Below are 22,055 nucleotides of genomic sequence, written 5' to 3'. Positions count from 1 at the left end.
ATAATCCTCGATAGCTCAATGGCAGAGCATTCGGCTGTTAACCGAAGGGTTGTTGGTTCGAGCCCAACTCGGGGAGTTAAGAAAAGGAAACCTGCGATGAACAAGCTTCCTTTTTCTAATGTTTGGCTCCTTGGTCAAGCGGTCAAGACATCGCCCTTTCACGGCGGTAACACGGGTTCGATTCCCGTAGGAGTCATTATGATATTTGGTTAACGTGCCGATGTGGCTCAATTGGCAGAGCAGCTGATTTGTAATCAGCAGGTTATCGGTTCGAGTCCGATCATCGGCTCTCTGGACCTTTAGCTCAGTTGGTTAGAGCAACCGGCTCATAACCGGTCGGTCCCGGGTTCGAGTCCCCGAAGGTCCACTTCTATTGGAAAATATCATAGTATATGTTTGGCCCAGTGGCTCAGTTGGTTAGAGCGCCGCCCTGTCACGGCGGAGGTCACGAGTTCGAGTCTCGTCTGGGTCGTTTACAAGTCTTACTTGTAAATTTCATAATTTGGGGTCTTAGCTCAGCTGGGAGAGCATCTGCCTTACAAGCAGAGGGTCATAGGTTCGAGCCCTATAGGCCCCATTTACTCATATAGAAATATGTGAGTGTGATTGCCGGCGTGGCGGAACTGGCAGACGCACAGGACTTAAAATCCTGCGGGACTAACCTCCCGTACCGGTTCGATTCCGGTCGCCGGCATACTTAGAAGCCCTTGATTTTCAAGGGTTTTTTTGTTGCCTGAATTTCTGTTTTCATTTCTTACTTGTCCATACATTATCCCTGACACTTTTTTGACACAGATCACCTGCTTTTTGTTACTTGAAGAAAGCGCTGTTCCTGCTTATACTATAAAAAGAAAACACAAGGCGGGGGAGAGTTTATGAGGAAGAAGTTTCGTTTTTCAAAAAATTCGATTACCTGGAAGATTGTGATGCTGCTGATTCTTTTTATTGCACCCTTTAACCTGGCGGCGCTCTATACGGCCAGCACTTCCATCGGAAATGCCTGCCGGCAGACAGAGATGACGATGGAAAGTCTGGTGCGGCTCACGGCCCAGCAGCTGGAGAACCGCATCGAGGCGGCTAATAACTTCCTGAGTTCCGTTTTGAAGGAGCGGGATGATTTCAAGATTTTTTCAGAGCGTGAGATCCGGGATGGAACCTATTATCGGGCGGAGACCAGCCTGGTTTCTTATTTGAACAGCAATGCAAAGAACGGAGTCACGACGGACGGCTATTTCTGGTACCGACCTGAGGAGGGGACTTCTTTTGCGGGGCTGACGGATCTTTTCGGGGTAAATTCCATGAAGGCTGTGCAGGTGAAAACAGAGCTCATCGACTGGCTAAAGGAAGAGCGGGGAAAAGGTTATGCCCGCTGGGGCCTCATCGAGCTCGGTGGAATGAAATGGCTGATTCGGGTCTGCGTGACAGGAGATATCTATTACGGTGGCCTGTTTTCATTGGATGCTTCGAAGGAAGAACTGCTGAAAAGCGCTGCTTTTTCCGATATGGAGGTGCATTTTCTGGAGGGAACGGGGAGTGCGGAGACAGGAAGAAAAAAACTTTCCGTGAGCTGTGTCCCGGAGAAAGCCAATCTTCTGATTCAGCTGGTCGTGCCGAAATCGGAGGCTTATTTTCGGCTCCCCTGGATTCAGCTTCTCTGCATCGTACTGATGATCCTCTATGTACTTTTGATTCCGGTGTTGATTCTGAATCTGGACAGGCTGGTGGTGCAGCCCTTAAAGGCGATCCGGGATGCGATGATCCTCTTAAAAGGCGGAGATCAGGACTATCGGATTCCTTATCGGAAGGCCTCCGAGGAATTTCTGGTCATTGATGAGACTTTCAACGATATGGCGGACCGTTTAAAGACGCTGAAAATTGAAAATTATGAGAAAGAGCTGGCGAGACAGCGGATGGAGCTTCGCAATCTCCAGCTGCAGATCCGGCCTCATTTTCTCATGAATATGTTTAATCTGCTCTACAGCTTTGCTCAGATCGAAAATTACCAGAGCATTCAGAAACTGGCACTCTATCTCTCCGATTATTTCCGGCACATTTTTCAGAATGGAAAGGATCTCCAGCCCTTTGAGCGAGAGTTTATGCTGATCCAGAAATATCTGGAAATCTCGGAGCTTCGCTATCCGGACTGGTTTGAGGTGGTCTACGATGTGGACCCGGAGGCGCTGGAGGTGGAAGTGCCGCCCCTTCTGATCCACAACTTTGTGGAAAACATTTTCAAGCATGTGATGAACTATGAGCAGAAGCTCCATATCCGGCTGGAGGCCTATGTGGACGGCGAGGAGGCAGTTTTTACGGTTTCCGATGACGGGCCGGGCATGGCGCCGGAGATGGTGGAAAATATCAACAACGGCGTCTTTCCTCATGAAAAGGAAGGGCGGATTCATGTGGGCATCGCCAATTCTTACCGGCGAATCCATTATTTTTACGGGGACAGAGGAAAACTTTCGGTGGAATCCATGCCGGGAGAGGGCACCTGTTTCCAGATTATAATACCCAGGGAGGCAGACGATGAACTTACTGATTGTGGATGATGAAGTGATTACGATAAAAGGAATGATGAATGGCATTGACTGGAAGGCCTGCGGCATCGACGGAAAGATCTGGACGGCCTATAGTGCGGAAAGTGCGCTGAAAATTTTGAACACCCAGGAGATCCATCTGATGCTCTGCGATATCGAGATGTCCGGGGATAACGGCATCGATCTTCTTCGGAGCATCCGGGGGATCAATAAGGAGATTGCCTGCATTTTTCTGACCTGCCATGCGAATTTCGAGTACGCCCAGGATGCAATTTCTCTGGGCTGCAGCGATTATATCTTAAAACCTGCACCCTACGAAGTCATCGCGGAGCGCGTGAAAAAGGTCTGTGCAGGGCTTCAGAGAAGGCTTCGGGAGCAGGAGCTGGTGAAGTACGGTTCCAGAGAACTTTCCGGGCCCGAGGAAGGAATGGAACCCGGAAAAGGCAGCCGCTCCGCAAAGGAGATCGTCCGGCAGACGGAGGAGTACATTCAGCAGCATCTCTCGGACAGCGAGCTTCTGGTATCGGGTATTGCGGAGGAGATGTTTTTAAATAAGGATTACCTCAATCGGGTGTTCAAAAAGGCCCATGGAATTTCTATCAGTCAGTACCTGATTCAGGAGCGGATGCGGCTGGCGGCGCTTCTTCTGAAAGAGCCGAAGGCAAACGTCAATCAGGTGGCGGAGAAGGTGGGCTATCAGAATTATCCCTATTTTGCCTCATCCTTTAAGCGCTGCTACGGCTGTTCGCCCATGCAGTACAAGAAGGAGCACGGCGGAGACGAGGAGTAAGTCGGAAAAGTGAAAATTGAAGTCGTTTTTCCAAAAAAATCCGGAGTCGGAAAAACGAAAAAGCAGGTCGTTTTTTCAAAAGTCGGAAAGTCGTAAATCTGAAAAAAACAGTCGATTTCCGCTGTGGAGAGAAGGCGGAATCAGAGATAGAATACAGACATCAAGAAAAACGTGAATCCCAATAAAGGAGGAAGAAAGAATGAAATTTAAGAAAGCAGCAGCCCTTACCATGGCAGCAGCCATGACTCTTGGTGTCACCGGAGGAATGCCGGTATCCGCAGACGACGATATCTACGAAGTAGTCGTACAGTTCCCGACTCTGGGAACCACCCCTTCCGATCTTCAGAAGGTGGAGGATGCCATCAATGAGAGAACCGAGTCCGAGATCGGCGTCCATGTAACCTTTTATCCGGTCAGCGCTTTTGAGACAAACAACACCACAAGCCTTATGGTTTCTTCCGGTGAGAAACTGGATCTGGCTATCAGCATTTTCGAAGGCGGCGTTGCCAACTATGCGAACAAAGGCATGCTCCTGGAGCTCGGTGATCTGGTAGACCAGTACGGTCAGGACATCGTGGAGGCCGAGGGCGTGGCTATGAAGGGCGGATATTTTGACGGAGCTCTTTACGGTATTCCCACCGAGGAAAAAATGGGCCGTGTAAAAGCCTTTGAGTGCCGGAAAGACCTGCTGGACAAATACGGCATCGAGTATGATGAAAATAAGATTTACACACTGGAAGATTTAAGCGAGATTTTTGCTACTGTTCAGGCCGGAGAGGGAGATGCCTTCCACTGTATCGCAGCAAACGGAAGTGAGGATCCGATTTATTCCTACTTCGATCACACCGATCAGCTGGGAGCCAGCTATGCATCCGGCGTTCTGATGGATTACGGTCAGGGCGAGGACGAGATCGTAAACTATTTTGAGACCCAGGAGTTTGAAGACTACTGCAATACCGTCCGCAGCTGGTTTGAAAATGGCTATCTTTCCCAGGACTGCAACACCACCACAGATTCTTCTTTGGTACAGATGCAGACCGGAAATTATCTCGGAATGTTCAGCAACGCAGAGCCGGATATGATCGCCAACCACAGTGTCAACATGCAGGCTTATGTTGGTACCGATGTGGTTCCGCTTTACACCTCCGCACCGGCATCCATGACCCAGTTCTACCAGGTAACGCAGTGGATGATCCCGATCACCTGTGACAACCCGGAAAAGACCATGGAATTCCTGAACCTGACTTACAAAGACAAAGATATCGTAAACCTTCTGTACCGTGGAATCGAAGGAACGCATTACAACTTTGTTGAAGGAAGCGACTGTGTCGTAGAGTATCCGGAAGGCATCGATGCCAGCAACACTCCCTACTCCGCAGTTCTGAACGTCTGGGGCGACAAGATGAAAGACTATGTAATGGCTCCGCTGAATGAGACTTATTACGATGCAATGAAGAACTTCAACAGCTCCATCACAGATGATCATATCTCCAGAGCACTGGGCTACTGCTTCAACAGCAATTCTGTAAAAACTCAGTATGCAGCAGTCAATGATGTCATCACCCAGTACAAAGCAGTTCTCGGCATGGGCGTTGTAGATCCCGTCTCCGAGATGGAGAACTTCCGCAGCGCACTGAAAGCAGCAGGCATCGATGATGTCATCGCTGAGAACCAGAAACAGTACGCAGAATGGGAAGCAGCACAGCAGTAAAAAGAAAAGTGTCATGAGTGGGACGGCCCCGGGATGGATCATCCCGGGGCTTTTTCTGCCAGAAAGGAGCCTTTATGTCCGGAAAAACGAAGAAAAAAATCCGCTGGAAAGAATTTTTACCCTATTATCTCCTGGCTCTTCCCGGCGTGATCTATATGATCTGCAACAACTACCTGCCGATGTTCGGTGTAATTATCGCCTTTAAAAACCTGAATTTCCGTAAGGGAATCCTTGGAAGCGACTGGTGCGGCCTGGATAACTTCAAGTTCCTGTTTGCCTCCAAGGATGCCTTTACCATCACGAGAAATACGATTCTCTACAACGTGGCCTTTATCGTGCTGACCACGGTTCTGGCCATTGCCATTGCGATTCTGGTCAACGAGATCCAGAGCCGTTTCGCCAGCCGTCTCTATCAGAGCCTGATCCTTTTACCCTATCTGATGAGCTGGGTTATTGTAAGTTACCTTGTTTACGCCTTCCTCTCCGCAGAGACCGGTCTTGTGAACAACGCAATTCTGGAAAAACTGGGTCTGAAGGGAATTTCCTGGTACAACAGCCCGCAATACTGGCCCTTTATCCTGACTTTCGTAAGTCTCTGGAAATCCCTGGGCTACGCCATGATCATCTATTTCAGCAGCATTGTGGGCATCAGCCAGGACTATTATGAGGCAGCCACCCTGGACGGAGCCAGTAAATGGCAGCAGATCAAATGCATCACCCTGCCGCTTCTGAAACCTACCGTCATCACGATGTTTGTGCTCCAGATCGGAAGAATTTTCTACTCCGATTTCGGTCTGTTCTATCAGATCCCGATGAACAGCGGTACCCTTTACGGTGTGACCAGAACCATCGACGTCTATGTATACAACGCCCTGATGAAGAGCAGCGACTTTGGTATGTCCAGTGCGGCCAGCGTTTACCAGTCGGTTGTCGGCTTCATCATGATCATCGGCGCCAACGCCCTGATCCGTAAATTCAGCAAAGAAAACGCATTATTCTAGGAGGTAGCGGCATGAAGAAGAAAGTTATGAAAGAAAGCACCGCATGGCAGATCGGTGCCCATACAGTCATGATCATCGGAAGCCTTCTGGCGATCCTTCCCTTTATCCTTCTGGTGATCGCGTCTTTTACTGACAACCAGACCGCTCTGGTGAACGGCTATTCCTTTACTCCGGAAAAATGGAGCCTGGAGGCTTATCAGTACATCGCCAGCGAATGGGCGACTATCGGAAGAGCGTACCTTATGACGATTCTGGTAACGGTCATCGGTACGGCTTTAAGCCTTGTCATCACCAGCACCTTTGCCTTCGTCGTGAGCAACGACAAATTGCCGGGTCATAAAATCCTGATGTTCCTCTGCATTTTCACCATGCTGTTCAACGGCGGTCTGGTGGCAAGCTACTATGTATATTCCAACATTTTTCACATCAAAAATACGATCTGGGCATTGATCGTTCCCACGTTTCTGATGAGTCCCTTCAATGTGGTTCTCGTGAAAAACTATTTTTCCAACAGCATCAGCCCCAGTATTCTGGAGGCGGCGAGAATGGACGGAGCCGGAGTTTTCGCGGTGTTTACGAAGATTGTTATGCCCCTTTCTGTTCCGATCATGGCGACGGTGGGCCTGATGACGGCCATTGGTTACTGGAACGACTGGACCAACGGTCTTTACTACCTGACGGAAAACGGCGGTTCCCAGTATTACACGATCCAGCTGGTACTGAACCGGATCAATGAGAACATCAATTTCCTGGCAAATAACTCGGATGTGGCCGCGAAGGCTGCCCAACAGCTGCCTTCCACCACGATGCGTATGGCAATCGCTGTGATCGGTATTCTGCCCATCATGTGCGCGTATCCGTTTTTCCAGAAATATTTTGTCAAAGGTATCACCCTGGGTGGTGTCAAGGAGTAAGGAGGGAAGAAGATGGAGCTGAAAGAAAGACTGAAACAGGTGCTGGAGGGAAACGGCGGAAACTATATCTTCCCCTTTTTCTGGCAGCGCGGCGAAGAGGAAAGCGTCTTGAGAGATTACATGCGGGCCATCCGGGAGGCAAATATCAGGGAGGTCTGCGTGGAAAGCCGTCCCCATCCGGACTTTGCAGGGCCGGACTGGTGGCGGGATATGGATATCATTCTGGAAGAGGCGGAAAAACGCGGGATGCGGGTCTGGATTCTGGATGACCAGCATTTCCCGACGGGCTATGCGGCCGGAGCGGTATTAAAGGCCGATATGGAGCTAACGCACCAGTATCTGGATCACAACCTTCTGGGTGTGGCAGGTCCGGCAAAGGAAATGACCATTGACGTTAAGGCCTGGGCAAAACCCCAGCCGGCGCCACCCTGGATGCCGCCGGAACCTGCCGGACTGAAAAAATGGCATGACGATTATTTATTCCGTCTGCTGGCCAGCAAAGTGGGAGAGGAGGGAAAAGACGGAGAAACGGTGGATCTGACGGCTCAGGTGAAGGACGGGATGCTGACCTGGGATGTGCCGGAGGGTTACTGGAAAATCTATGTGATTTATCTCACCCGGGATGCCAAGGGAAGAAACGATTACATCAACTTCCTGGATAAGGCTTCCTGCCGTCTTCTCATCGACGCGGTTTATGAGCCGCATTTTGCCCGTTATGAGAAATATTTCGGAAACGTCATCGCAGGCTTTTTCAGTGACGAGCCGCCCGTCGGAAACACGCCGGGTTATACGGGAGGCGACCTCATCGGAAAGCCGGATATGCCTCTTTCTTGGTCAAAGGAGATGGAGAAGGCCATGGATCAGGCTTACGGAACTGCAGACTGGAGAGGGAAACTGAACCTTCTCTGGAGTGAGGCAGAGGACGATCACGAGAAGGCCTGGATGCGGACTGCCTACATGAACGCTGTGAGCCGGAAGGTGGAGGAGTGCTTCTCGAGACAATTGGGGGACTGGTGCGAGGCTCATGGAGTGGAGTATATCGGTCACATGCTGGAGGACTGCGATTCCAATGCGAATCTGGGGCCGAGCATGGGCCATTTCTTCCGGGGACTGGCCGGTCAGCACATGGCGGGCATCGACAACATCGGAGGCCAGGTATGGCCGGGAGCTCAGGATATGCCTCGGAGACTGCCTTCCATGTGTCAGGATGACGCGGGCTTTTACCATTACATGCTGGGAAGAATGGGGGCTTCCATGGGAGCCATTGATCCCAGGAAAAAAGGCCGTTGTATGTGTGAGAATTTTGGCGCTTATGGTTGGAGAATGGGTGTGAAGACCGAGAAATATCTCATGGATCACTTCCTGGCCCGGGGCGTGAATCGCTTCGTGCCCCATGCCTTTTCACCGAAGGAATTTCCGGATCCGGACTGCCCGCCCCATTTCTATGCCCATGGAAAAAATCCACAGTACCGGGTCTTCGGCGAGCTCATGGCTTATACGAACCGGATCTGCCATCTTTTGGATGGAGGAAAAGATCAGGCGGCGGTAGGTCTTCTCTACCATGGCGAGAGCCAGTGGGCCGGCGGTTATGAGAGCAATATCCTTGCCTGCCGGGCATTGACGGAGGCGCAGATCAATTTCCTGATTCTTCCGGCGGATGTCTTTGAGGCAAGAGAGTATTTCCATACGGTTTTCGATCGGGAAAAGAAGGTGCTTCGGGTGAATGGCCAGGAGCTTCATGCTCTGGTGGTGTCTGGCTGTGATTATCTTACAGGACCGGTAGCAGAGTTTATCGCCGAAGCCGCAGCAAATGGGTTACGGGTAGTCTTTACCAGTCATTATCCCTTGGGCGTCAGTGATCGTTCCGCGGAAGAAAGTGCTGCTCTGGCAGAAGCTTTCCGGAAGAACTGGTCCTGTGTACCGGTGAAAGAGCTTGGAAAAGCTTTTGGGGACTTCCCCTGCCGTACGGCGAAACTGGAGGAGCCGGAACGCTTCTTCACGGTTTATCATTATAAAAATGAAGAGGAGATCTATTTCTTCTTAAATGAGGATAACGGAAAAACCATTGATCAGTGGGTGACAATCCCGGGAAACAAAAGCTATGTCATCTATGATGCCTGGGAGAACCGTCTGAAAAAGGCAGAAATAAAACAGAAAAATGGCGAGACGAAGGTCCATGTTTCATTGGTTCCGCTGGAAATGATGATTCTCGTGGAAGGGACTCTGCCGGAAGAGACGGAAGAAAAAGAGAGTGGCAGCCGGGAGCAGCAGCTTCTCACTGATTTCCAGGTTTTCCGCTGCGAGGCGGAAGCTTATCCGGCCTTTGAGGGGAAGGAAAAAGCGGATCTCCTTCATGGAATGGCAGAGCTTCACCCGGAGTTCTCCGGTTTCTACCGCTATGAGACGAAGGTGCAGGCGGAGAATTGGAAGGAAGCTGTTCTCACGATTGAGGATGTTTACGAGTCAGCAGAGGTTTTTGTAAATGGTATTTCTGCAGGGATGAAGACAGCCAGATCTTACCGCTATGAGCTGGGAAATCTTAGTGGAGAGATCAGCATTGTCATCGAGGTGGCCACCACGGTGGAGCGGAAGGCCAGAGCTATCGGAGCCGATGTGAACGGCATGGGACTTCCGGGCCCGCTGTCCCCCACGGGTATTGTGGGAACTGTGGAAATTTCCTTCCAAAAGTGATAAAGTAGGTGGAAAAAGGGGGAAAAACAGATGGAATATTACAGTACGGAGAAGATAAACGACCATATAACACTGCTTAGAAGCATCACCGGAGAGCTTCTTTATCTGGTGGAAGGGCAGGAAAAAGCGGCGCTCATTGACACCTGTCTGGGCGTCGGTCATCTGAGAAGTCTGGTGGAAAAGCTGACGGACAAGGAACTTCTGGTTCTTCTGACCCATGGCCATATCGACCATGCGCTGGGAGCGCCGGAGTTTGACCGGGTCTATATGAATCATAAGGATCTTGGTCTCTATCAGGCCCAGTGCCCGCTGCCGGAGCGGAAGGGCTATATGCAGATGGGTCTGGCACCGGAGGTTTTCGCCAGGATTGAGGAAAAAGATTTTGTACCGCCCACGCCGGATTACCAGTTTCTTCCGCTGGAAGATGGCACGATCTTTGATCTGGGAGGACTGACCATTGAGGCCATCGCCTATCCGGGTCACACCAAAGGCAGCACGGCCTTCCTTTTAAAGGAGGATGGAATCCTGATTCTCGGAGATGCCTGCAACAATTCTACCTTCCTTTTCGGGGCGGAGACCACCTCTGTGGAGGCCTATGAGGAGACGACGAAAAAGGTGCTGGAGCGAACGAAAGGGCGGTACAGCCGGGTCTTTATTTCTCATCATGATATGGAGACGGGAGCGGAGATCATGGAGAACATGATCGAGCTCTGCGAGGAGATAAAGGCCGGAACCACCGATGATGTGCCTTTTTCTTTCATGGGAATGGAAGCCTTCATCGCCAAGAAGGCGACCCCGCAGATGAAGCGGCTGGACGGAAAATGCGGCAATCTGATTTACCGGAAAGACCATATCTACGAATAAAGAAAAAGATATCTTTTTCGACAGGTTTTGTGTTATAATCCCTTCATAAGACGCAGTTGTCGCACAAAGAGGCGGCTCCTGCCGGAAATTTTGGAAGCGGAGTAGATGATATGGCATTAAGGGAACTGACGAAAGAATATCTGACGAAGGCGGTTTATCAGACACCGCTGGAAATTGTAAGGCTCATGGCAGAGGCCCTGCCTCTTGGGGAGGGCACGGTGCTGGATATCTGCGGAGGAAGCGAGGAGTTTCTTCTCCGGGCAGCGGCCATGAAGCAGAAGAAATCAGAGGAAGAGCTTCTGGTGTTTGAAAACTGGACCGGAGCCGAGGACACCTCCGATGGAAGAGAAAACTTTCTTGTCTGCGGACCGACGGAGAAGGCTGCGGAGTATTTTAAGAAGAAAAAAGGAAAAAAAGCGAAGGAAAAGACTTTCGACGCGGTACTGATGAACACGCCCTTCGGTTATACGAGAGAGGGAAATAAGGGCCGGGTGAGACTGGAGAGCCAGTTCCTGACTCAGGTGACAGACTGTGTGGCAGAGAACGGCCGGTGCGCGGCTGTGGTTCCCGGCGGTCTTCTGAACCGGACGGCGGCGGAAGATGTGGAGCTTCGGAAACGTTTTGTGGAAGAATTTCATGTGGAGCAGGTAATCCTTCTGCCGATTTCAGCCTTCCTGCCCTATGCGGAGGTGCGTACGGGAATCTTTATCTTTGCGAAGGAAAAAGGGGACGGCATGACCCGTTTCTATGACCTTCGGAAGGTGGAGCCGGAGAAGCTGAAAAGTCTGCCGGAAATTTACAGAAAGAGCGGCCCGGTCTGCACGCTGAACCGGACGATTCTCTCCCAGCACCAGTATATTCTTTCTACTGAGGAATACCTGGGAGAGGAAAAAGTGGATGAGCGGGCTCTTCTCTCCAGAGAGCGGGTACTGCGAAGACGGCTGGCTCAGCTTTCTGAGAAAATTCCTTCCGTCTATGAAAATGAACTGGGACAGATCGGTATGTTCCCCTGTCAGAAGGGAATCCAGACCAGAAAGGCGGTTATCAAGGAGATTCTGGACTGCGAGTACGGGCTTCTGGAGTGTAGCCTTCTAAGGGATGCGGGCAAGGAAAAATGGCCGGAGAAAGAGGGAAAAACCTTCTTAAAAATCTGGAGCGGCCAGCGTCTGGACGAGGAAGAGAAGGACGGTCCTTATCGCGTCTACGGAGCGGCAGGCGTCCAGGGAAGCGCCCGGACGGCCACGATGAAGGAGGAGCAGGCAATCCTGATCGGCCGCGTGGGAAGCTATTGCGGAGCGGTCTACAAGGCCTGGACGAAAGGTTTTGTCTCTGACAACGTCATGCTGGCGGGAGCTGTGGAGAACGAGGCGGAGGAAGATTTCCTGCTTCTGGTTCTTCGGGCGGCTCATTTCAACGCGGAAAAGCGGGGAAGCGTTCAGCCCTATATCACGAAGGACATTGTACTGAAGCGGAAATATTATCTGCCGGAACTTGTCCGGCAGCAGAAGTTCCTCTCGGAGAATCAGGAAATGTTTGAGAAGATCCGGGAACAGGAAAAAGAAGTGGAAGAGCTGTCTGTGGAGAGCGACAGACTGCGTTCCTGATCAGAGACGGCGAACTGCCGGATGTGGAGAGAAATCTTTGCATCCGGCAGTTTTCTTTTGGAAATCTTTCGATTTTCCGCCGATTGTTTTTTTGCTTTAGGCGCTATACTTGTGCTCAGAAGGAAAACTCTTTATAATGAGGAGGTGCATATCGGGAGGGCAAAGACTGCGAGTAAAGAGTTAAAGGAGAAAGAAAATGGAAGCTTACCATATTTTGATCGTCGAGGATGACAAAGAGATCCTGGACGGCGTGGGTATTTATATGAAAAATCAGGGATATGAGGTCTTCAAGGCCCAGAACGGCCTGGAGGGCTTGAAGATTCTGGAAAAAGAGGAGATTCATCTGGCGATCATCGATATCATGATGCCGGTGATGGACGGAATCACGATGACGATGAAGCTTCGGGAGCATTACGATTTTCCGGTGATTATGCTCTCGGCGAAGTCCGAGGAGATCGACAAGGTGACAGGGCTCAATATCGGGGCGGATGATTATGTGACGAAGCCCTTTGCACCGATGGAGCTCATGGCCAGGGTCAATTCCCAGCTTCGGCGCTACAGCCGGTATCTTAAACTGGCGGCGGGCAGCAGAACGGAAGAGCCGAAGGAGCATTTCTATGTAGTTGGGGGACTGGAACTTAACGAGGATACCGTGGAGGTGAGCGTGGACGGAAATCCGGTGACGCTGACACCTCTGGAATTTAAGATTCTGGCTCTTCTCATGAGAAATCCCGGCAGGGTCTTTTCTCCGGAGGAGATCTATGAACGGATCTGGAATGAGAAACCCATCGGCACGGAGACCATCATGGTGCATATCCGGAATATCCGGACGAAGATCGAAGTCAATCCGAAAAATCCAAAATATTTGAAGGTGGTATGGGGTGTTGGATACAAAATCGAAAAACAGTAAAAAATGGCTGGGCAATCTGCTCTGTATTCTAGTGGTGGTGGTGCTGGCGGCGGGGACGATCATCTGCTATCCAAGATTACGGATGGGGGCTGAGGAGCGGATGAACGTTTACCGGGACAGAGCGGAGGCAGAGACTTCCGCAAACCTGGGGGAGGATCAGCCCATTGAGGCGGAAACGGAGACAGACACAGAGTCGGACGTCCAGTTGGAAGTCTATTATGAGAATCCCTATGTGGAGACAAAGGACTTCGTTTATAAGAACAGCTATGACGAATGGATCTATGTGAGCTGGAGAACGGTTCTTGCGGAGTCCGGTCTTCCGATTCTGGTGGGCTGTGTGACTGTGCTTCTGGCGCTGGCGGCTCTTTTGCTTCCGCTGATCCCTTCACTGGGGGTTGGGACCGGGATTTTTGGAAAAATGCCGTTGGAGCTCAATATTTTTCTGGCTCTCTCGCCCCTCTATACTTATTATGCAATGCTGGGAATCTTAAGCGACTTTTTCTTCTATTCAGATGAGTTTTATATGCTGGAGCAGTTCTCTTATCTTATTCAGTTCGGACTCTGGACACTGCTCTACAGTTTCTGGTTTGTGGCGGTCTTAAGCTTCCGGGCGGTGGTGACACTGGGGCCGAAACGCTATTTTCTGGAACGAGTCTGGACCGTGCAGCTGGTCCGCTGGTTCTGGAAGACGATCATCGGTACGGTGGTAAAGGCTGTGAGATGGATTTACTGGAAGATAAAGGGCTTTTTCAGACTTTGTGCGGTGACACTGGAGGATATCGACCTTACTTCCACCTCGGACCGGATCCTGTTTAAGGTCCTGGGGCTGAACCTGGTCATTGTTCTGGTCTGCTGTATTCTGGGAAATTTCGGCGTGATGGCGCTGCTTGTCTACACGGTGATTCTCTTCTTCGTGCTGAAAAAATATACCAGAGTGATCAGGAGCAAATATCAGATCCTGCTGGAGAGCACCAGAAAACTGGCGGCAGGAGATCTGGAGACCGTGATTACGGAGGATGCGGGAATCTTTGAGCCGCTGAAGCAGGAGCTTAACAAGGTACAGGCGGGCTTTCAGAAGGCTGTGGAGGAAGAGCTCAAGAGTCAGAATATGAAATCGGAGCTCATCACAAACGTCTCCCACGACCTCAAGACGCCGCTGACGGCCATCATTACTTATGTAAATCTTCTGAAGGACGAGACCATTTCAGAAGAGGACAGAAAGAAGTATATTGATATTCTGGACCGGAAATCTCTTCGTCTGAAACAGCTCATCGAGGATCTTTTCGAGGTGAGCAAGGCGAACAGCGGAAATATCAAGATAGAAAAGAAAATGCTGAACCTGACCGAGCTGGTGCGGCAGGCGGCTTTCGAGCTGGAGGACCGGCTGAAGGAAGCGCAGATCGACTGCCGGGTTTCGGTTCCAGAGAAGGAGATCCATCTGGAGCTGGACGGGGAAAAGACCTACCGCTGCCTGGAAAATCTCCTGACCAACGTTTGCAAATATGCGCTGCCCGGGACAAGGGCCTACCTGAATCTCTATGATAAGGGAGATCAGGCGGAGATCGTCCTGAAAAATATCTCGAGGGATGAGCTGACCATGGATGTGGAGGAACTGACGGAACGGTTTATGCGCGGAGACAAATCCAGAAATACAGAAGGAAGCGGCCTTGGCCTTGCGATTGTAAAAAGCTTTGTGGAGCTTCAGGGGGGAAGCTTCCATATAGAAGCGGATGGTGATCTATTCAAGGCGAGAATGAGCTTTCCAAAGACGGAAAACAGCTCCACAGGAGCAGCAGAAGTGGGATAAATTTTAAGATGCGGGGCAGCTGATAAGGCTGCCCTTTCGCATGGGAAAACGTGTCAGTCAAGAGCCGAATCGGGTTCTTTTTTTCTGTTATGGGAGATGGGGCGGACGCTGAGACCGTTCACCTCCACAGAATCGGTGACTTCGATCATGAGATAGGTTCTGCCGTCGATGACCTGGGTTTCCACGAGGTCGGTGCGTTCCGGATTCACCTGGATCACGACGTCGGGAGTCTTGATCTCAAATTTTCTGGCGCTGCTGATGTTGGAAGCCAGGAAGGAAGACTTTTCTCCGACGGAGTCGTCGTAGCGTTCGTCGAAATCTTCCAAATCCTCTTTCGTCGCGCCACCCTCCTGGAGGAGCTTTTTCACCTCGTATTTGTCCAGAGTCAGGGGCTCGGGCTCATCGGCATGCTCGTCCACCATCTCTGTGATCTTTTCATGGATGGTCTTTACGGCCTCGTAGTCGCAGTCAGGACCGAGGGTCTCCTGGATGATGGAATTGAAGGTCTCTTTCTGGCTTTTGGCGGAGAGGGGCGTCACGCAGCCCAGGATCTCGTCGATGAGGGTTTGGTGGAGCTCCTCAGCGTTCTTGGAATAGTAGAGAAGGTTGTGAAGGTCGGTATTACGGTCGTTGAAAGCCGGGAAGAGGAAACCCAGGGAAGGCATATCCACGATCCAGTCCCGGATACGCTCCTCAATGGTGTTATTCTGGGCATTGTAGCAGAGAGCTGCCTTGGAGAGCTTCACCGGGCAGATGCTGCAGAGCACATACTGGTAGACGTCAGTGGAGGCATCGTCCATATCGAGGCCGTCGTTGGTTTTGCCGGGAATGTCGTAGGCGGCGTGGATGAGAAGGATCAGATAATTTTCGCCGAAATCATAGGAGGAGATCACCCGATCGTAAAACTGGGTCACAAGTTCCTCGTCTTTGAGTCCGCTGTCACGGAGCTTCAGGAGAAATTCCTGAGTGCCGCCCTCCAGCTCCTGCTGAAGCGGAAATTCCATATTTAAAAGGTTCTTTCCGATCGTGCCGGAGAGAGTTTTCCGGAAGATATCGAAATATTTGAACATTTCCTCGTCGGAGAGGGAGAGGAAAGCCTCCTTCATTTCCAGCTGCTTCTCCTTCTCGGAGTTCACATAGCAGCCGCAGATCCGGGTGATGGCACAGCGGTCCGGGGTGAACTGTTTTTTGATCTCTGCAATTTCTTTTTTATTCATAAGTAGAAAACCTCATTTCAATAGTAGAGGGGCCTGCCCCTGTCGTGTCCTAAGTATAACACGAACACATGTTTGTTTCAAGCACTTTATGCAAAAAATAAGCCTCAGTTGACGAAGCAGGTCAGCTGAGGCTTTGAAATTATTTATCGTAGAGATGGCAGGCAACCAGATGGCCGGGAGCCACTTCTTTGGTCTGGGGACGTTTCTCCAGACATTGTGGCATGCATTTTTTACATCTGGCAGCGAAGGGACAGCCTTTGGGGAGATTGATGGTGCTGGGGATATCTCCCTCCAGGATGATCCGCTCTTTCTTGTGGCCGGGATCCGGAATCGGAACGGCGGAGAGAAGAGCCTGGGTGTAAGGATGCATCGGAGCCTGATAAAGCATTTCCTTGGGAGCAGTCTCCACAACGAAGCCGAGGTACATAACGGCGATCCGGTCGGAGATCATTTCCACAACGGAGAGGTCATGGGAAATGAAAACGTAGGTCAGATCGAATTTCTCCTGCAGATGATGGAGGAGGTTCAGCACCTGGGCCTGGATGGAAACGTCCAGAGCGGAAATGGGCTCGTCGGCGATGATGAGCTTCGGTTTTACGGTCAGGGCCCGGGCGATTCCGATACGCTGTTTCTGACCGCCGGAGAACTCGTGAGGATAACGCTTTGCGTGTTTCGGGCTTAAGCCTACGATGCCGAGGAGCTCATGAACAACTTCCATCCGCTCGGCTTTGCTCATATCGGTGTGGATCAGGAGCGGCTCTGCGATGAGGTCTTCCACGCGCATACGCGGGTTCAGGCTTCCTGCCGGATCCTGGAAGATCATCTGGACATCCTTTCTTAAAGGACGCATCTGATCCTGGGTGAGATGGGAGATCTCCTGGCCCATGAATTTGATCTCTCCGCTGTCGGGAGTCAGAAGATGGTTGATGAGACGGCCGGTGGTACTTTTTCCACAGCCGGACTCTCCAACGATGGAGAAAGTCTCTCCTTTGTATACGTCAAAGCTGACGTCATTCACCGCATGGACAAATTTATCCGGTTTTCCGAGGATCGTTTTGCCCACCGGGAAGGTTTTTGACACATGTTTTAAAGAAAGTAACGGTTCCATAAATTATCCCTCGTTTTCTAGTGTTTAAGCCAGCAGCGGCATTTCTGTTTTTCGCCTACGGAAAGAAGTTCAGGCTGTTCCTGATGACATTTTTCGGTGGCGTATTTACATCTGGGAGCGAAACGGCAGCCCTTGGGCATAGCGGAGAGATCCGGTACGCTTCCGGGGATGCTGGGAAGAACCTTTACGCCGGAACCAAGCTTCGGCACAGAGGCAATAAGGCCCTGTGTGTAAGGATGGGTCGGGTTGGCAAAGAGGATCTCCACGGGAGCTTCCTCGACAATCTTTCCGGCGTACATAACGATGACGCGGGAACACATCTCAGCCACAACGCCGAGATCGTGGGTGATGAGGAGGATGCTCATGCCCTTGTCCTGCTGGATCTTTTTCATCAGCTCCAGGATCTGGGCCTGAATGGTAACGTCCAGAGCGGTGGTAGGCTCGTCGGCAATCAGAAGATCCGGTTCGCAGCTCATGGCCATGGCGATCATGACACGCTGGCTCATACCGCCGGAGAGCTGATGGGGATAGTTTTTCAGCACACGCTGGGGATCAGGGATACCGACCTGGGAGAGGATATCGGCCGCTTTTTTTCTGGCCTCAGCCTTGGTAAGCGGGGTATGGAGGCGGATTCCCTCGATCATCTGCTTATCAATACGCATGGAAGGATTCAGGCTGCTCATGGGCTCCTGAAAGATCATGCTCATCTTGTCGCCGCGGATGTCCAGCATTTCCTTTTTGGAGGCATCAAGAAGATTGTGGCCCTGGAAAATGACTTCTCCGTTGGTGATTTTACCCGGGGTATCTTTTAAAAGCTGCATGATGGAGAGGGAGGTAACGCTTTTTCCACAGCCGGACTCACCTACGAGACCGACAATCTCTCCTTTTTTTATATCAAAACTCACATCATCGACAGCGGTGACGCTGCTCTTTTTGCTGGAAAAAAATTCCGTGCGAAGATGTTTGACTTCCAGTAAATTTTCCTGGGACATAAGTTTGCTCCTTTCATCATTTGATCTTCGGATCAAGGGTATCACGGAGTCCGTCGCCGAAAAGGTTGAAGGCAAGAACTGTGACAAAGATTACCAGACCCGGGAAATACACCATATGCGGCGCCACGTTCAGGTAGCTTCGGCTCTGGGAGAGCATTGCTCCCCACTCGGGGTCGGTCACGTTTGCTCCGAAGCCCAGGAAGCTTAAGGAGGAAGCTGCCATGATGGCGGAACCGATTCTCATGGTAAAGTTGACGATCAGGGACTGAATGGTTCCCGGGAAAATATGTACAAACAGAAGACGACTGTCCTTACAGCCCAGACTCTGGGCAACTTCCACATAGAGGGAACCTTTGACGGCCAGGGTGGCACTTCGCATGATACGGGCGAAGCTGGGCACGGTGAAGACCATAACGGCGATAAACACGTTGATGATACCAGGGCCCAGAAGAGCTACGATGGCGATGGCAAGCAGGATGTCCGGGAAACTGAAAAGCACGTCGGAAGCACGCATAACAAGGCTTTCAATGATGCCGCCGTAATAACCGGCCAGAAGTCCGAGGACGGTTCCGAGGGCTGCACCCACAACTACGGAGGAGAGGGAAACGCCTAAGGTCAGGCGGGTTCCTGCGAGAAGACGGCTTAAGATATCGCGGCCGTAATGGTCGGTTCCAAAAAGATGGGCGGCGCTGGGGCCTGCCAGCATGTTGGAATAGTCGTAAGCGTCCGGATCATAGGGAGCCAGGTACTGGCCGAAGATGGCCAGAAATACCAGGAAAACAATTACGATAAAACCGGCGACTGCGGTTTTTCTTTTCATGAATTTTTTGATAAATTCTTTGGTTTTGCTGCTCTTGTCAGCAATGATAGTTTCGTCGATAAAATTTTCCTCAAAGGAAAATTCTTTGCGGTCCTGTTCGTTTGTTGTGTTTGACATGGCAATCTTCCTTTCCATTAGTCATAGCGGATCTTCGGATTGATCACGCCGTAAAGCATGTCTACGATCAGATTGATGAGAACGTACTGCAGTGCAAAAATCATCAGAAGTCCCTGGATAACCGGATAATCACGATAGCCGATGGAGTCTACGAGAAGACGGCCAAGTCCCGGGATGGAGAAAATGTTCTCTGTGATAACAGAACCGGAGAGAAGACCTCCGATCTGCAGACCGATGATCGTTACGATCTGGATCAGGGAGTTGCGAAATGCGTGGGAGAACATTACCCAGAATTCCTTCTGACCTTTGGCTCTGGCGGTACGCACATAGTCCTCACGCAGGGTCTCCAGCATGGAGGAACGGGAGTAACGGGCCAGAACAGCCATGATTCCGGTTCCCATTACCAGGGAAGGAAGAATGTAACCCTTCCAGGTGTCAAGACCTGTGGTGGGCAGAAGGCCAAGACGGACGGAGAAAAGCTCGATGCCCATCAGACCCAGCCAGAAACCGGGAGCGGAAAGGCCGGTGATGGCGAAAAGCATTCCGAAGTGGTCGAAAAATTTTCCACGGAAGATCGCACAGAGCACGCCGATGAAGATTCCGAGGAAAGGCGCCCAGATCATGCCCGCGACGACGAGCCTCAGGGTGTAATGCATACGGGATGCAATCATTTCCGTGACGGGGAGATTGGATTTCAGGCTGCGGCCCATATCTCCGTGGAAAAGATTTTTCATATAGTCCACATACTGGACGAGGATCGGCTTATTCAGGCCGAATTCTTCACGGATCGCTTCCACCTCTTCCACGCTGGCTTCTACGCCTGCGAGGGTTTTTGCCGGATCACCGGGGATCAGATGAATGAACATGAAGACAAAGATCGAAATGATGAACATCAGTGGAATGGTTGCAAGCAACCTTCTGACAAAATAGCGATTCATACATACCTCCGTCAGGATGGACTGCGGATTTTGCAGGCAGTTCATCTTTGAAATTAAGCATTTAAAAAGGGAGTGCTGCAACACTCCCTTTCTTACCGTTTATTTCAGGATCAGTGATCCATGCTGATGGTCTGGAAAATCAGCTCACCGGCAGGTTTATATTTGATGCCTGATACATAGCTCTTATGAGCAGTCAGTGTGTTGTTGTTTCCAAGGAAGATCCAGGGGCACTCTTCCCAAGCAATAGCCTGAGCTTTTGCATAAGCTTCTGCGATCTCTTCGGTGTCAGTCATTTTCAGGGCGCTGTCCAGAAGTTCATTGAACTCTTCATTGTTCCAGAATGCGGTGTTATAGCCTTCCGGCGGCATCTTATCGCCGTGGAGGATATTTCTCATGGATCCGTCTGCCTCGTAGGAACCGGAACCCCAGTTTACATACCACATCTGAACGGTGGTATCCTCAAGAGGAGCGCTGGTCAGTTCTGCGTTGGCGGTGGACTCGTTGGCAAGAAGCTCAACGTTTACATTGATCTGAGAGAGCTGCTGTTTTACAAACTCAGCACCTTTCATTTCGATTGTGGTGTTATCTACGATGATCTGTACATCAAAACCATCCTCAAAGCCGGCTTCTTTCATGAGCTCTTTTGCTTTGTCCAGATCCGGGGTGTACGGAGTCTGCGGAGAATAGTACATGATGTTCTGAGAGAAGATGGAGGTCGGCTCTACGGCAAAACCGTTGAATACAACCTGTGCATAAGCGTTACTGTCGAATGCGTAGTTCAGAGCCTGGCGGACTCTCTTGTCGGCAAAGGGTTTTCTGCCGTCCGGGAGTTCCATTTCGGTGTTCAGGGTTACATAACGGTAGGTGATACCCGGGAAGTTGTCAACTACGATGGTAGGATCATCTTCGATTCTGGCAACGTCGATAGCCGGAACCGGATCAATGATGTCTGCCTCACCAGTCTGCAGCATGGCGATACGGGAACCATCCTCGGGAACTACGGTGAAGGTAAGGGTGTCAACGCCCGGGCCTTCCTGCCAGTAATTCTCGTTGCGGACCAGTTTGGTATAGCCGCCGTCTACACGATCGGAAAGGATGAAGGGGCCGGTACCTGCGGAATTCTTTGCGAGGTAATCTTTACCCTGCTCCATTGCTTTCGGGCTGACCATACGAACCTGTGTGATTTTATTGATAAAGGTATTGTTTGCTTCTTTTAATTTGATCGTAACCTGATATTCACTGTCAGCGGTTACACTTTCCCAGTTGGAGATGCTTCTTTTCAAGGTCAGGCTATCGTCGTTAAGACCGCGCTCATAAACGGCAACAACAGCATCTGCGTTGAAGGGTTCGCCATCGTGGAACTGAATGCCCTCGTTCAGTACGAAGGTGTAATACAGACCGTCATCGGATACGCTCCATTCCTTTGCCAGCAGGGGAACCACTTCGGATTTCTCATTAAAGGTCAGGAGAGTTTCATACATTGCGTTGGTGATGGTGTTGGAATAACCGTTACTGGAAACGTGGGGATCCAGATGAGTCGCGTCTGCCTGAAGGGCTACGACCATGTCATTGTCAGGAGATTTTGCTCCTTCATCAGCAAGTGCTCCGGTGGAAAGGCTGAATGCCAGAGCGCCGGTAAGCATAAGAGCTACTAACTTTTTCATGTTTATATCCTTTCTGTATGGTTGATAGTGACTCATTTTTGCGCGCGCGAATCATCATGTTGGTATTGTAAACGATTTGTGAAAAACAAACAAGAGAAAAATGAAAAATAAATGAAAATCGTATAAAGCTAACAAAAAAACAGACAAGATTTTAGTACAAAGTAACGAAAATTAAAGGAATTTACAAGAGAAAAACTGTGAAAAATATATCAAATCACCGCATTGAAGCAGTGCTGCTGAGAACTGAAAGATTGAAAAACTGTATTTAAAATAATAAAATTAAATATATTGTATAATTCATACAGGTATGGTATGAATGAATAAAAATGAAGGTATTTTTTTGAAATTGAGTTTGAAAAAAGGTTCTGCT

Annotated in this window: 16 protein-coding genes and 7 tRNA genes; 17 read left to right on the top strand and 6 right to left on the bottom strand. The window is 50.5% G+C overall.

Features of this window, described 5'->3' with window-relative positions; translation table 11 throughout:
• Window positions 1–4 precede the first annotated feature (4 nt).
• The 17 genes from LKD71_RS06455 to LKD71_RS06375 all read left to right on the top strand — a co-directional run bounded on the left by LKD71_RS06455 (window position 5) and on the right by LKD71_RS06375 (window position 14,829).
• Window positions 5–76: transfer RNA gene (locus LKD71_RS06455), tRNA-Asn, on the top strand.
• A gap of 48 nt (window positions 77–124) precedes the next feature.
• A tRNA-Glu gene (locus tag LKD71_RS06450) sits at window positions 125–196 on the top strand.
• A gap of 20 nt (window positions 197–216) precedes the next feature.
• Window positions 217–289, top strand: a tRNA-Thr gene (locus tag LKD71_RS06445).
• A gap of 4 nt (window positions 290–293) precedes the next feature.
• Window positions 294–367, top strand: a tRNA-Ile gene (locus tag LKD71_RS06440).
• 31 nt (window positions 368–398) lie between these two features.
• Window positions 399–472: transfer RNA gene (locus LKD71_RS06435), tRNA-Asp, on the top strand.
• A gap of 32 nt (window positions 473–504) precedes the next feature.
• Window positions 505–577: transfer RNA gene (locus LKD71_RS06430), tRNA-Val, on the top strand.
• 31 nt (window positions 578–608) lie between these two features.
• Window positions 609–694: transfer RNA gene (locus tag LKD71_RS06425), tRNA-Leu, on the top strand.
• A 181-nt stretch (window positions 695–875) separates the two neighbouring features.
• Window positions 876–2,549 carry a sensor histidine kinase gene (locus LKD71_RS06420; RefSeq protein ID WP_227614789.1) on the top strand — a complete coding sequence of 558 codons (1,674 nt, stop codon included), beginning with the start codon at window positions 876–878 and terminating at the stop codon, window positions 2,547–2,549.
• Window positions 2,527–3,327, top strand: a complete 801-nt coding sequence (locus LKD71_RS06415; protein ID WP_227614788.1) for a response regulator transcription factor — start codon at window positions 2,527–2,529, stop codon at window positions 3,325–3,327. The genes LKD71_RS06420 and LKD71_RS06415 overlap by 23 nt, the downstream gene beginning before the upstream one ends.
• 199 nt (window positions 3,328–3,526) lie before the next feature.
• On the top strand, window positions 3,527–5,038 hold the full coding sequence (locus LKD71_RS06410; protein ID WP_227614787.1) for an ABC transporter substrate-binding protein: 1,512 nt from the start codon (window positions 3,527–3,529) through the stop codon (window positions 5,036–5,038).
• Window positions 5,039–5,112: 74 nt separating this feature from the next.
• A complete protein-coding gene (locus LKD71_RS06405) occupies window positions 5,113–6,039 on the top strand; it encodes an ABC transporter permease (RefSeq protein ID WP_227614786.1) in 927 nt (308 codons plus the stop codon).
• An 11-nt stretch (window positions 6,040–6,050) separates the two neighbouring features.
• Window positions 6,051–6,953, top strand: coding sequence for a carbohydrate ABC transporter permease (locus LKD71_RS06400; protein ID WP_227614785.1), 903 nt, complete (start codon window positions 6,051–6,053; stop codon window positions 6,951–6,953).
• A 12-nt stretch (window positions 6,954–6,965) separates the two neighbouring features.
• Window positions 6,966–9,644, top strand: coding sequence for a hypothetical protein (locus LKD71_RS06395; protein ID WP_227614784.1), 2,679 nt, complete (start codon window positions 6,966–6,968; stop codon window positions 9,642–9,644).
• A 30-nt stretch (window positions 9,645–9,674) separates the two neighbouring features.
• A complete protein-coding gene (locus LKD71_RS06390) occupies window positions 9,675–10,508 on the top strand; it encodes an MBL fold metallo-hydrolase (protein ID WP_227614783.1) in 834 nt (277 codons plus the stop codon).
• A gap of 110 nt (window positions 10,509–10,618) precedes the next feature.
• Window positions 10,619–12,112, top strand: coding sequence for an N-6 DNA methylase (locus LKD71_RS06385; RefSeq protein ID WP_227614782.1), 1,494 nt, complete (start codon window positions 10,619–10,621; stop codon window positions 12,110–12,112).
• 196 nt (window positions 12,113–12,308) lie between these two features.
• Window positions 12,309–13,022 (top strand): response regulator transcription factor, encoded by a 714-nt coding sequence (locus LKD71_RS06380; RefSeq protein WP_227614781.1) that lies wholly within the window; start codon window positions 12,309–12,311, stop codon window positions 13,020–13,022.
• The gene (locus LKD71_RS06375; protein WP_227614780.1) at window positions 12,997–14,829 is read left to right on the top strand and encodes a sensor histidine kinase; all 1,833 of its coding nucleotides are present in this window, start codon (window positions 12,997–12,999) and stop codon (window positions 14,827–14,829) included. The genes LKD71_RS06380 and LKD71_RS06375 overlap by 26 nt, the downstream gene beginning before the upstream one ends.
• A gap of 53 nt (window positions 14,830–14,882) precedes the next feature.
• Here LKD71_RS06375 and LKD71_RS06370 read toward each other — a convergent pair whose 3' ends face one another.
• From LKD71_RS06370 to LKD71_RS06345, 6 genes are all read right to left on the bottom strand, one after another.
• Entirely contained in the window at window positions 14,883–16,046 is a 1,164-nt protein-coding gene (locus LKD71_RS06370) for a DUF4317 domain-containing protein (RefSeq protein ID WP_227614779.1), read from the bottom strand.
• 139 nt (window positions 16,047–16,185) lie between these two features.
• A complete protein-coding gene (locus LKD71_RS06365) occupies window positions 16,186–17,154 on the bottom strand; it encodes an ABC transporter ATP-binding protein (protein WP_178045744.1) in 969 nt (322 codons plus the stop codon).
• Window positions 17,155–17,171: 17 nt separating this feature from the next.
• Complete coding sequence (locus tag LKD71_RS06360) at window positions 17,172–18,146, bottom strand: ABC transporter ATP-binding protein (RefSeq protein WP_227614778.1); 975 nt, start codon at window positions 18,144–18,146, stop codon at window positions 17,172–17,174.
• Between the two features lie 16 nt (window positions 18,147–18,162).
• Window positions 18,163–19,083 carry an ABC transporter permease gene (locus LKD71_RS06355; RefSeq protein ID WP_178045742.1) on the bottom strand — a complete coding sequence of 307 codons (921 nt, stop codon included), beginning with the start codon at window positions 19,081–19,083 and terminating at the stop codon, window positions 18,163–18,165.
• Window positions 19,084–19,100: 17 nt separating this feature from the next.
• Window positions 19,101–20,021, bottom strand: a complete 921-nt coding sequence (locus LKD71_RS06350; protein ID WP_178045741.1) for an ABC transporter permease — start codon at window positions 20,019–20,021, stop codon at window positions 19,101–19,103.
• A gap of 110 nt (window positions 20,022–20,131) precedes the next feature.
• Window positions 20,132–21,685, bottom strand: a complete 1,554-nt coding sequence (locus LKD71_RS06345) for an ABC transporter substrate-binding protein (RefSeq protein WP_227614777.1) — start codon at window positions 21,683–21,685, stop codon at window positions 20,132–20,134.
• Window positions 21,686–22,055: the final 370 nt, after the last annotated feature.

Source organism: Fusicatenibacter faecihominis (genome assembly GCF_020686945.1).
Lineage (GTDB): Bacteria > Bacillota > Clostridia > Lachnospirales > Lachnospiraceae > Limivivens > Limivivens faecihominis.
The sequence above is the reverse complement of the archived record's forward strand: the minus strand, read 5'-3'. Positions and strand labels throughout refer to the sequence as shown.

Bases quoted from the DNA above. Each gene is read 5' to 3' on its own strand.
- LKD71_RS06355 (WP_178045742.1), bottom strand. From the start codon at position 19,083: ATGTCAAACACAACAAACGAACAGGACCGCAAAGAATTTTCCTTTGAG.
- LKD71_RS06370 (WP_227614779.1), bottom strand. From the start codon at position 16,046: ATGAATAAAAAAGAAATTGCAGAGATCAAAAAACAGTTCACCCCGGAC.
- LKD71_RS06395 (WP_227614784.1), top strand. From the start codon at position 6,966: ATGGAGCTGAAAGAAAGACTGAAACAGGTGCTGGAGGGAAACGGCGGA.
- LKD71_RS06390 (WP_227614783.1), top strand. From the start codon at position 9,675: ATGGAATATTACAGTACGGAGAAGATAAACGACCATATAACACTGCTT.
- LKD71_RS06380 (WP_227614781.1), top strand. From the start codon at position 12,309: ATGGAAGCTTACCATATTTTGATCGTCGAGGATGACAAAGAGATCCTG.
- LKD71_RS06410 (WP_227614787.1), top strand. From the start codon at position 3,527: ATGAAATTTAAGAAAGCAGCAGCCCTTACCATGGCAGCAGCCATGACT.
- LKD71_RS06365 (WP_178045744.1), bottom strand. From the start codon at position 17,154: ATGGAACCGTTACTTTCTTTAAAACATGTGTCAAAAACCTTCCCGGTG.
- LKD71_RS06345 (WP_227614777.1), bottom strand. From the start codon at position 21,685: ATGAAAAAGTTAGTAGCTCTTATGCTTACCGGCGCTCTGGCATTCAGC.
- LKD71_RS06360 (WP_227614778.1), bottom strand. From the start codon at position 18,146: ATGTCCCAGGAAAATTTACTGGAAGTCAAACATCTTCGCACGGAATTT.
- LKD71_RS06385 (WP_227614782.1), top strand. From the start codon at position 10,619: ATGGCATTAAGGGAACTGACGAAAGAATATCTGACGAAGGCGGTTTAT.
- LKD71_RS06405 (WP_227614786.1), top strand. From the start codon at position 5,113: ATGTCCGGAAAAACGAAGAAAAAAATCCGCTGGAAAGAATTTTTACCC.
- LKD71_RS06415 (WP_227614788.1), top strand. From the start codon at position 2,527: ATGAACTTACTGATTGTGGATGATGAAGTGATTACGATAAAAGGAATG.
- LKD71_RS06420 (WP_227614789.1), top strand. From the start codon at position 876: ATGAGGAAGAAGTTTCGTTTTTCAAAAAATTCGATTACCTGGAAGATT.
- LKD71_RS06400 (WP_227614785.1), top strand. From the start codon at position 6,051: ATGAAGAAGAAAGTTATGAAAGAAAGCACCGCATGGCAGATCGGTGCC.
- LKD71_RS06350 (WP_178045741.1), bottom strand. From the start codon at position 20,021: ATGAATCGCTATTTTGTCAGAAGGTTGCTTGCAACCATTCCACTGATG.